Origin of the sequence: uncultured Acidovorax sp. (genome assembly GCF_964021665.1) — a bacterium.
GTDB lineage: Bacteria > Pseudomonadota > Gammaproteobacteria > Burkholderiales > Burkholderiaceae_C > Acidovorax > Acidovorax temperans.
In genome coordinates this window covers 1-10,349 of record NZ_CAXIAK010000105.1, presented here as the reverse complement: position 1 = coordinate 10,349, position 10,349 = coordinate 1, and the positions used below count along the sequence as shown (strand labels likewise).

Sequence of the window (10,349 nt, the reverse complement as noted above, 5' to 3'; positions counted from 1 at the left end):
ACCGGTGATCGCAGATATCTTGGCGAGGCAGAAAGTGGTGGTTACCTTTTTTGCCGCCAATGAAAAGACGAAAGAGGGTGACGGTAGCCTCGGTGAGCATTGGGGGGGCTGGTGGCGTGAGCGGGCGAAAGAAGGGCATGAATTTGCTCCTCACACTTTTAACCATGTTTACTGGGTTGCGGATGCCGGTAAGGATGCATTTCGGGTGAAACCTTCGGCGGGCTCACGGCAGGGAGAGACCTACATTCTTGACCGTAACGGCTATTGCGAAGAGCTTTCACAATCTTCTCGTAGGCTTCATATGCTCACCGGCAAGTCACCTCTGCCATTGTTTCGAGCACCGGGTGGCAGGTTATCTCCATCTCTCGAACTCGCGGCCAAGTCATGTGGGTACCGGCATGTGGGATGGGCCGCAGCCGGTTTTTTGGGCGATGAGCTACCAAGCGAGAAGTTCAGTAATGCCATGTTGCTCGACAAGGCGCTGCGTGGCATTCGGTCTGGAGATATCTTGATGGCGCATTTGGGTATATGGTCCAGGCGAGACCCTTGGGCTCCAGCAGTACTGGAGCCTCTTATCGTTGGGCTCAAGCAAAAGGGCTTCTGCTTCAAGACTCTCAAGGATCATCCTCAATTGGGTATAGAGCAGGCTTTTTGAGTCCGCGGAATTTCCACTTCAAAAGAAGGATGCTGTCGTATGGATTGGGTTGCCGGCGTTTTTGACGCCGCCCAGCAGTGGGTGTTTGAAAATACGATTCAGCCGCTACTGTTTATGTTGGGTTGGGGCGGAATTCTGGAGTCCGGCTATGCGGCGGCTGGGTGGTTGCTGGTGGGCACGCTTCAGATCGCGGTGATCTGTTTGGTTATTGGGCCTCTGCAAAAGTGGAAACCAGTGGAGCCCGTAGTGAATAAAGCTGCAGTCCGGGTGGATGTGCTCTACACGCTCATTCACCGTTTGGGGGTGTTCCGTGTCGCAGTCTTTTTTCTGCTGATACCTCTCATGGACTCGATGTTTGGTGCGCTTCGCCTCATCGGCTTCAGTCCATTGCAGCTAGATGGTTTGCTTCCCGGAGTCACGGATATTCCTTGGGTTAGCCTGCTGATCTACCTGGTTGTCTTTGATTTTGTGGATTATTGGATTCACAGAGGCCAGCACCATTTTGAGTGGTGGTGGAAGCTGCATGCGCTACACCACTCTCAGCAGCAAATGACGATGTGGACGGACAACCGCAACCATTTGCTTGATGACGTCCTACGCGACATCATCTTGGTCGTAGTAGCCCAGTGCATTGGAGTCGCTCCGACCCAGTTCATCGCCATTGTGGCTATCACCCAATTGAGTGAGAGTTTTCAGCATGCCAATCTTCGCCTGTGGTTTGGCTCCATCGGCGAGCGGCTTTGGATCAGCCCTCGATTTCACCGCAGGCACCACAGTATCGGCATAGGGCATGAAACCGTTCAGACCCCCAAAGGTGGCAAGCTTGGCCACCCCGCTGATGCCAGAAAGGTTGTCTTGGGCGGGCACAACTTTGGTGTACTGCTTCCCTGGTGGGACATGCTGATGGGGACGGCCAATTTTGAGTTGAGATATGACCCTACCGGTATTCGAGACCAGGTCGAGCCCGATGCACATGGCCGCGTACGTGACTACGGAAAAGGCTTTTGGTCTCAACAATGGCTCGGCATCTGTCGATTGTTGGGACGGGCATAGGTGGATAGGTGCACGCCAGATCTGCGCGTTATGCTTGCGCCATGGGTTTGCTCTTTGATTCCTTTTGGCGAGCCGCCGCATATTGTTTGCGGCCGCGCGTCATGCTGCTGTCTGCAGTGCCGCTGCTGTTGATGGCGTTGCTGGCGCTGGTGTTGCAACATTTTTATTGGGATGCCGCTGTCCAGGGAATGGCTTCATGGCTGGACGATTCCACCCTGCTGGCAAGCATGCTGTCGTGGCTGGCGTCTTGGGGCCTTGCCAATGTGATGGATTGGCTCGCTCCGTTGATGGTGGTCTTGCTCGCTTCTCCGGTGTTGGTGGTCGTTTCCCTCTTGTCCGTCGCCTTTCTGATGACGCCCGCCCTGGTGAATATGGTGGCCGTTCGGAGGTTTCCGTCTCTAGAGCGAAAGCAGGGCGGTGCTTTGCTGGCCAGCATTTCGTGGTCGCTGGCTTCCACGGTGATGGCACTCCTGGCATTGTTGTTTTCTGTGCCTTTGTGGCTGGTTCCCCCCCTGGTACTGGTACTACCGCCTTTGATATGGGGGTGGCTAACTTACCGGGTGATGGCTTTTGACGCGCTGGCCGAGCATGCCAGCAAGGACGAGCGCAGAGAGGTGCTGCGACGCCACCGGGTCACCCTGCTGGGCATGGGGATCCTGACGGGCTACCTTGGGGCTGCTCCCAGTATTGTGTGGGCCTCGGGTGTGGTGTTTGCTGCAGCGTTTGTGGTTCTCTTACCGTTGGCCATTTGGATTTACACGCTGGTTTTTGTGTTTTCATCGCTGTGGTTTGCTCACTTCTGCTTGCAGGCGTTGGCGCAATTGCGTGCCGCCAATTCTGCGGTGGGCGCCACTGCGCCTGTGCGCGCGGCAAACGGTGCTGCTGTACCGGGCGCGCCAAGGCAGGTGCAGCCTCCACCAAGCCCCCATCCACTCGATTGAAATCTATGGCTCCCTCTTTTGGTTTGATCATCGTCGGCGACGAGATTCTTTCGGGTAAGCGTGCAGACAAGCACCTTCCCAAAGTCATTGAGCTGTTAGGGGTGAGAGGCCTTGCGCTTTCTTATGCCGACTACGTGGGTGACAACCCAGAGCGACTCACCGCCACTTTGCAAAGGGCATTTGCATCGTCAGACGTTGTTTTTTCCTGTGGAGGCATCGGGGCAACGCCGGATGACCACACCCGCCAGTGCGCGGCCAAAGCTTTGGGTCGTGAGCTGGTGCTGCATGACACAGCTGTAGCTCTGATTCGCGAGCGGATGCAAGACGTGGCCAAAGAACAAGGCGTTGCCTACGAGCCTGAGCGCGCCGACAATGTGCATCGTCTGAACATGGGTGTATTTCCCCAGGGCGCAGAGGTGATTCCTAACCCGTACAACAAGATTCCAGGGTTCAGCTGCACCAGCCCCGCGGGCGGAGTGGTGCATTTTTTCCCAGGTTTCCCGGTCATGGCGTGGCCCATGATGGAGTGGGTGCTGGACCAGCACTATCGCCATCTTTTTCACGTGGCTCCGCAGGTGGAGCATTCTGTGATCGTGCTGGGTGCCATGGAGGCTGCCCTGACGCCCCTCATGGAACAGGTGGAGCGTCACCATCCCGGTCTGCGGGTATTCAGCCTGCCCAGTGTGGATCACCCCCAGTACGGACGCCATATCGAACTAGGGGTGAAAGGCCCCCAGAACTTGGTTCCTGCGGGTTGGACTGCGTTGCTGCAAGGTCTGCACGATATTAGTGCAGACCTGGGCCCTGAGTTGGTGCGAACCTTGTAGTGCTCGCAGGCTTTAGGCTGTATTAACCTTTTTGGTGCAATGTGTTGTGCGCTTCTCGCAGGGGCTGCGTGCACTGCGCCACCGTAGTGCGGGATTGAGTGCGGCTGGCACGCAACCTGCTTAGTTTCAGTAGATTTTTCAACAAGCGCTTTACCCAGGAGAACCTGATGGCCAAGACCGTTGCAGATGTGATGAAGATGGTGAAGGAAAACGAAGTCAAGTTCGTTGACTTCCGTTTCACCGATACCCGTGGCAAGCAGCAGCACACCACGGTGCCTGTCTCTCACTTTGACGAAGACAAGTTCATTTCGGGCCACGCCTTCGACGGCTCTTCTATTGCCGGCTGGAAGGGCATCGAAGCCTCCGACATGCAGCTGATTCCTGACCCGAGCAGCGCCAACATCGATCCCTTCTTTGAAGAAACCACGCTGATCCTGACCTGCGATGTGATCGAGCCCAGCGATGGCAAGGCCTACGACCGCGATCCACGCTCCATCGCCAAGCGCGCCGAAGCCTACCTGAAGGCTTCTGGTTTGGGCGATACCGCCTACTTTGGTCCTGAGCCAGAATTCTTCATCTTTGACGGCGTGCGCTGGAGCACAGAGCCCAACCACACCTTCTACGAAATCGAAGAGTACGAAGCCCCCTGGAACACCGGCTCCAAGCTCGAAGGCGGCAACCGCGGCCACCGTCCCACCGTCAAGGGCGGTTATTTCCCTGTGCCTCCCGTCGACAGCACGCAAGACATGCGCGCCGAGATGTCCCTGATTCTCGAATCGCTGGGCATTCCTGTCGAAGTGTTCCACCACGAAGTGGCTGGTGCTGGTCAGAACGAAATCGGCACCCGCTTCAGCACCCTGGTTGAGCGCGCTGACTGGACCATGCTGCAAAAGTACGTGATTCACAACGTGGCCAACGCCTACGGCAAGACAGCCACCTTCATGCCCAAGCCTTACCACGGCGACAACGGCTCCGGCATGCACGTGCACCAGTCCGTGTGGAAGGACGGCAAGAACCTGTTCGCTGGCGACGGCTACGCCGGCCTGTCTGACTACGCCCTGTACTACATTGGCGGCATCATCAAGCACGCCCGTGCCCTGAACGCCATCACAAACCCTGGCACCAACAGCTACAAGCGTCTGGTTCCTCACTTTGAGGCGCCTGTGAAGTTGGCTTACTCTGCCAAGAACCGCTCCGCTTCGATCCGTATTCCTTACGTGGCCAATCCCAAGGGCCGCCGCGTGGAAGCCCGTTTCCCCGATCCACTGATGAACCCTTATCTGGGCTTTGCCGCCCTGTTGATGGCGGGTCTGGACGGCGTGGAAAACAAGATCCATCCCGGCGAAGCTGCAACGAAGGACCTGTACCACCTGCCTCCAGAGGAAGACAAGCTGGTGCCCACCGTGTGCCACAGCCTGGACCAAGCGCTGGAGCACCTGGACAAGGACCGCGCGTTCCTGACCAAGGGTGGCGTGTTCACCGACAGCATGATCGATGCTTACATTGAGCTGAAGATGGCTGAAGTGACCCGCTTCCGCATGGCTGTGCATCCCGTCGAGTACGACATGTACTACTCGCTGTGATGGCCCGTCTTGGGTGATCAACCAAAAGGCGGCTTCGGCCGCCTTTTTTCTTGAGGCATCTGTTTCGGGCGACGACCCTGGTGTTTGCAAGCGTTGCATCCTCACACAAATCCCTCCGTGACGTGGGCGGCGCTGCATTGGCGATGGGCAGCGATTGGGGGATACTCCAAGGCAATCCTGCATGAGCAGTGCGAGGAACTCTATGAAAAAAACGCTACTTACCCTGTGGATCGTTGCGGCCTTGCCCGTGGCCGCTTTTGCGCAAGACCGAATCTATCGCTGTGGAAATGAATACACCAACAACGCCACGCAAGCCAAAGAGCGTGGCTGCAAGTTGGTGGAGGGCGGCAACGTCACGGTGATTCAAGGCTCACGCCCTTCGGGTGGGGGGGGCGCTGCGTCTGGTGGGACGTCTGCCGCTTCATCGTCATCGGCTTCTTCCGCCTCGCCAGCAGGCGCACCGCGCGTGACCAACAACGACCAGCGTGCACGCGACTCGGACGCCCGCGCGATTTTGGAAACCGAACTGCGCAAGGCCGAAGCCCGCCATGCCGAGCTGGTCAAGGAATACAACGGCGGCCAGCCAGAGCGCAATGCGCTGGATTTGCGCAACCCCCAGCGTTATATGGAGCGCACGGCAGAACTCAAGGCCTCCGTGGCGCGCAGCGAGAGCGATATTGCTGGTATCAAGCGTGAGCTGAGCCGTTTGCCTGCCAACTGATTCTGACCCGTGAGCACTTCCACCGCGGCTGACGCCAACCAGGGCCTCAGCCGTTTTCATTCTCTGGACCTTCTATCCACGCTGATCGCCGTGCTGCGCGCCGATGGGGCTGTGCAGTTTGCCAATGCGGCGCTGGAGAACACGCTGGGCCTGTCGCGTCGCACGCTTGAAGGCGCTGATTTCTCCGCCTTCTTTACCGACCCTGCGCTGCTGCAAACAGCGCTCACCGGGGCCAAGGTGCAAGACTTTGCCGCACTGAGGTTTGAGGCCAGCCTGCGGCGGCCCACGCAAGACCCGGTGCCGGTGCATGTGAACGTGGCCGCTTCCGAGCGCATGGGCGAGATGCTGGTAGAGCTGTGGCCGCTGGAGCAGCAGGCCCGCCAGGACCGCGAAGAGCGCCTGCGCGAGCAGGCACTGGCCAACAAGGAGCTGATCCGCAACCTGGCGCACGAGATCAAGAACCCGCTGGGCGGCATTCGCGGCGCCGCGCAGCTGCTGGAGATGGAGCTCGAAAGCCGCGACCTCAAGGAATACACCCAGGTCATCATCCACGAGGCCGACCGGCTGCAAAGCCTGGTCGATCGCCTGCTGGCCCCCCACCGGCACCCCCATCTGGTGGGAGATGTGAACATCCACGAGGTGTGCGAACGCGTTCGCTCGCTGGTGCTGGTGGAGTACCCCCAGGGGCTCAAGGTGGTTCGCGACTACGACATCTCCATCCCTGAGTTCCGGGGCGATCGCGCGCAGCTCATCCAGGCGCTGCTCAACGTGGTGCAAAACGCGGCGCAGGCCCTGACCGAGCGTATCGCGCAGGGCGATGCCGTGATCACCTTGCGCACCCGGGTGGCCCGGCAAGTCACCTTCGGCCGCCAACGCTATCGCCTGGCACTGGAATTGCATGTCATCGACAACGGACCCGGGGTGCCCGATGCCATCAAAGAGCGGATTTTTTATCCGCTGGTGTCAGGGCGCGACGGTGGGTCAGGATTGGGTTTGACGCTGGCACAGACATTTGTGCAGCGGCACCACGGGTTGATCGAGTGCGACAGTGTTCCGGGTCGCACCGATTTCCGAATCCTGATTCCGCTCCCCTGAGGTCTGAGACACAAAACCACAGGGAAGGTAAACACACATGAAGCCGATCTGGTTAGTAGATGATGACCCGTCGATCCGCTTCGTCCTGGAAAAAGCGCTGGCGCGCGAGAACCTGCCCACGCGCAGCTTCACCCATCCGCGCGAGGTGCTCGATGCCCTGGCCGATGTGACGGCGGGTGACCCAGCCCGACAAGGCCCCCAGGTGCTGGTCAGCGACATTCGCATGCCCGGCGGCTCGGGTCTGCAGCTGCTGGAAAAAGTGCGTGAGATGCAGCCGGGCTTGCCCGTCATCATCATGACGGCGTATTCCGATCTGGACAGTGCCGTTTCGGCCTTCCAGCGCGGCGCGTTCGAGTATCTGCCCAAGCCGTTTGACTTGCCCAAAGCGGTGGAGCTGATCCGCCGCGCGGTCGAAGAAAGCCAGCGCGAAGAGGTGACCGAAGAGCGCCAGACTGCCACCCCCGAAATGCTGGGCCAGGCGCCAGCCATGCAGGATGTGTTTCGCGCCATCGGCCGGCTGAGCCAAAGCGTGGTCACGGTGCTCATTACCGGCGAATCGGGCTCGGGCAAGGAGCTGGTGGCGCGCGCGCTGCACAAGCACTCGCCCGTGGCCGACGGGCCGTTCGTGGCCATCAACACGGCGGCCATCCCGAAGGACCTGCTGGAGTCCGAACTGTTTGGCCATGAGCGCGGCGCCTTCACCGGTGCGCAGACGCAGCGGCGTGGGCGCTTTGAGCAAGCCGAGGGCGGCACGCTCTTTCTGGACGAAATCGGCGATATGCCGTTTGACCTGCAGACCCGCCTGCTGCGCGTGCTGTCTGACGGGCAGTTCTACCGCGTGGGCGGCCATGCTGCCGTCAAGTCGCATGTGCGCGTGATTGCTGCCACCCACCAGAACCTGGAGCAGCGCGTGAAGGAAGGCGGGTTCCGTGAAGACTTGTTTCACCGCCTGAACGTGATTCGCCTGCGGCTGCCCGCGCTGCGCGAGCGGCACGCCGATGTGCCCATGCTCACCCGCCACTTTCTGCAGCAAAGTGCGCGGCAGCTGGGGGTGGAGCCCAAACGCATTTCGGATGCAGCGTTGGCCCGCCTGGAGCAGTTTTCATTTCCCGGCAACGTGCGGCAGCTGGAGAACATCTGCCACTGGCTCACGGTGATGGCACCTGCACAGGTGATCTCGCTGCAAGACCTGCCCCCTGAAGTGCTGGAAGCACCTTTGGTGCCGGTCGCCGAGCCCGTGGCGGCTACGCCCACCCCGGCGCCTGTGCCCCTTCCTGAGCCCGCACCCGCTGCAGCTGCCGTGGCGCCGGTGGCTGTGCCCAGCCAGGGGGCTGCGGGTTGGGCTGCCCCGTCAGCCGATGCATCCATCAGGCCACTGGGTGACGCTGTAGCCCCCGTGGCTGCACCCCCCGTAGCTGCGCCCCTGGGGTGGGAGCATGCGCTGGAGGCAGAAGCGCAAAAGCTGCTCGCCACGGGCCAGCCAGATGTGTGGGATGTGCTCAACCGCCGGTTTGAATCGCAGCTGATCCGCACCGCGCTGGTGGCCACCCACGGCCGGCGCATGGAAGCTGCGCAGCGCTTGGGCATTGGCCGCAACACCATCACCCGCAAGATCCAGGAACTGGGCCTGGATGCGGCAGATGAAGGCTGAATTGGCCTCTAGCGCTTATGGAATAAGCGCCAGCAGCTATTGAATTGATAGCTGCTGCGCGGTGTCAGCGTGCGGCCTCGGGCCGCGCTGCAGCACTGGCGTGACGGTCAAGACAGGGGCTCCCTGTCCTACACCGGTGGGGTCCTTCCTCCGACCTCGGTGGCGGGCGGTGGTTTCAATAATGAAATCACTGTCAACCAACCGGAGATGTTTCATGTCGGATTACAGAGATGCCAACCGTGACCCCATTACCAATGAGCCAGGCGCACACCCCGTGGGCACTGGCGTAGGTGCCGCCCTGGGCGGCGCTGCTGCAGGTGCAGCCGCAGGTGCTTTTGGCGGCCCAGTGGGTGCTGTGGTGGGTGGCGTGGCAGGTGCCGTTGCTGGCGGACTGGCCGGCAAGGCGGCTGCCGAGGCCGTGAACCCCACCGAAGAAGACGCTTACTGGCGTTACAACTACACCCGCGAGCCTTACCACGTGCCAGGTCGCCCCTATGAGCAATACCGTCCGGCCTACGAGCTGGGCTGGTCTGCCGTGGGCCGCTATGAAGGCGACTTCGATGCCGTGGAGCCCCGACTGGCGGACGACTGGCGTGCCCGTCACGCCACGGGCGGCCTGGCCTGGTCTGATGTGCGGCCTGCGACCCGGGCAGCCTGGGATCGCGCTTCCACCCGTGCCCACACCCGCCTGGGCAGCGCAGGCACCCAGGGCGCTGCGAGTGCCGTGGGTGCCATGGATACGTCTGACGGTGACGATGTGGTGGAAGTCCTCAACGACGTGCTGGAATCTGCCCGCGACGGCGAGTACGGCTTCCAGTCCTGCGCCGACCATGCCGATTCGGCCGAACTCAAGAGCATCTTCCTGCGCCACTCGCAGCAGTGCGCCGCAGCAGCGCAGGAACTGGAGAGCGAAATTCGCCGCTTTGGGGGTGAGCCCGCTTCCGGCGGTACCGTCGCCGGGGCAGTGCACCGGGGTTGGGTGTCGTTGAAGGCGGCGCTGTCATCGCGCGACGACAAGGCCGTGCTGGAGGAGTGCGAACGTGGTGAAGACGCTGCGGTGGCCCGCTACCGCAAGGCCTTGAACGCCGCGTTGCCCGCCGACGTGCGCGCGCTGCTGGAGCGCCAGGCCCAGGGGGCCAAGCGCAACCACGACGAAGTGCGTGCGCTGCGCGACCGCTACGCCCAGCGATAAGCGGCGCCTGAAGCGAAGCAGGCCGGGTGGGTGCCCGGCCTGTCGTCAAGCTAGCGGCTGCAGAGTGAACGCTCTGCAGCTTTTTTGCGTGGTGCGGTGGTAGAGGGCGGTGCGCGTGGATCAGGCCCCCAGGGTGACCACCACCGGCGCGTGGTCGCTGGGCTGGGGGTTCTTGCGCGGGGCGCGGTCTACCACGCACGCGGTGACTTGGGGGCGCAGCGCTTCGCTCACCAGAATGTGGTCAATGCGCAGGCCCCGGTTTTTCTGAAAGCCCAGCATCCGGTAATCCCACCATGAAAAAGACTTCTCCGGCTGCTCAAACATGCGGAAGGCGTCCGTCAGCCCCAGCGTCAGCAGCGCCTTGAAATGGTCGCGCTCTTGCGTGGTGTGGTGAATGGTTTCGCGCAGGCCCACCGGGTCGTAAGAGTCGCGGTCTTCGGGCGCCACGTTGAAGTCACCCACCAGCACCAGACGCGGGTGTGCAGCCATTTCGGCCCGAATCCAGTCGTGCAGAGCCTGCAGCCATCGCATCTTGTAGGCGAACTTTTCAGAGCCCGGCTCCTGACCATTCACAAAGTAGCCGTTGAGCAAGCGCAGCGGGCCTTCGGGGGTGTCCAGCGTGGCGGCAATC

The 10,349-nt window shown here is 61.0% G+C and carries 10 protein-coding genes; 9 read left to right on the top strand and 1 reads right to left on the bottom strand.

What is annotated here, in order from left to right:
- The 9 genes from AADJ04_RS16055 to AADJ04_RS16015 all read left to right on the top strand — a co-directional run.
- On the top strand, positions 1 to 655 hold a 655-nt coding region (locus AADJ04_RS16055), incomplete at its 5' end, for a polysaccharide deacetylase family protein (RefSeq protein ID WP_341240224.1).
- 39 nt (positions 656 to 694) lie between these two features.
- Positions 695 to 1,708: a sterol desaturase family protein gene (locus AADJ04_RS16050; protein WP_066695609.1), complete on the top strand. Its 1,014-nt coding sequence runs from the start codon at positions 695 to 697 to the stop codon at positions 1,706 to 1,708.
- A gap of 41 nt (positions 1,709 to 1,749) precedes the next feature.
- Complete coding sequence (locus tag AADJ04_RS16045) at positions 1,750 to 2,649, top strand: EI24 domain-containing protein (protein ID WP_341240223.1); 900 nt, start codon at positions 1,750 to 1,752, stop codon at positions 2,647 to 2,649.
- 5 nt (positions 2,650 to 2,654) lie between these two features.
- Positions 2,655 to 3,476 carry a molybdopterin-binding protein gene (locus AADJ04_RS16040; protein WP_341240222.1) on the top strand — a complete coding sequence of 274 codons (822 nt, stop codon included), beginning with the start codon at positions 2,655 to 2,657 and terminating at the stop codon, positions 3,474 to 3,476.
- A gap of 167 nt (positions 3,477 to 3,643) precedes the next feature.
- Entirely contained in the window at positions 3,644 to 5,059 is a 1,416-nt protein-coding gene (glnA, locus tag AADJ04_RS16035; protein ID WP_142081568.1) for a type I glutamate--ammonia ligase, read from the top strand.
- Positions 5,060 to 5,261: 202 nt separating this feature from the next.
- Positions 5,262 to 5,780, top strand: a complete 519-nt coding sequence (locus tag AADJ04_RS16030; RefSeq protein WP_341240221.1) for a hypothetical protein — start codon at positions 5,262 to 5,264, stop codon at positions 5,778 to 5,780.
- A 63-nt stretch (positions 5,781 to 5,843) separates the two neighbouring features.
- Complete coding sequence (gene glnL / locus AADJ04_RS16025) at positions 5,844 to 6,875, top strand: nitrogen regulation protein NR(II) (RefSeq protein ID WP_044402831.1); 1,032 nt, start codon at positions 5,844 to 5,846, stop codon at positions 6,873 to 6,875.
- Between the two features lie 37 nt (positions 6,876 to 6,912).
- Positions 6,913 to 8,526 (top strand): nitrogen regulation protein NR(I), encoded by a 1,614-nt coding sequence (gene ntrC / locus AADJ04_RS16020; protein WP_288482683.1) that lies wholly within the window; start codon positions 6,913 to 6,915, stop codon positions 8,524 to 8,526.
- A 214-nt stretch (positions 8,527 to 8,740) separates the two neighbouring features.
- Complete coding sequence (locus tag AADJ04_RS16015) at positions 8,741 to 9,718, top strand: PA2169 family four-helix-bundle protein (RefSeq protein ID WP_341240220.1); 978 nt, start codon at positions 8,741 to 8,743, stop codon at positions 9,716 to 9,718.
- Between the two features lie 120 nt (positions 9,719 to 9,838).
- Here the strand turns inward: AADJ04_RS16015 and AADJ04_RS16010 are convergent.
- A partial coding sequence (locus tag AADJ04_RS16010; RefSeq protein ID WP_341240219.1) for an exodeoxyribonuclease III occupies positions 9,839 to 10,349 on the bottom strand: 511 nt, incomplete at its 5' end.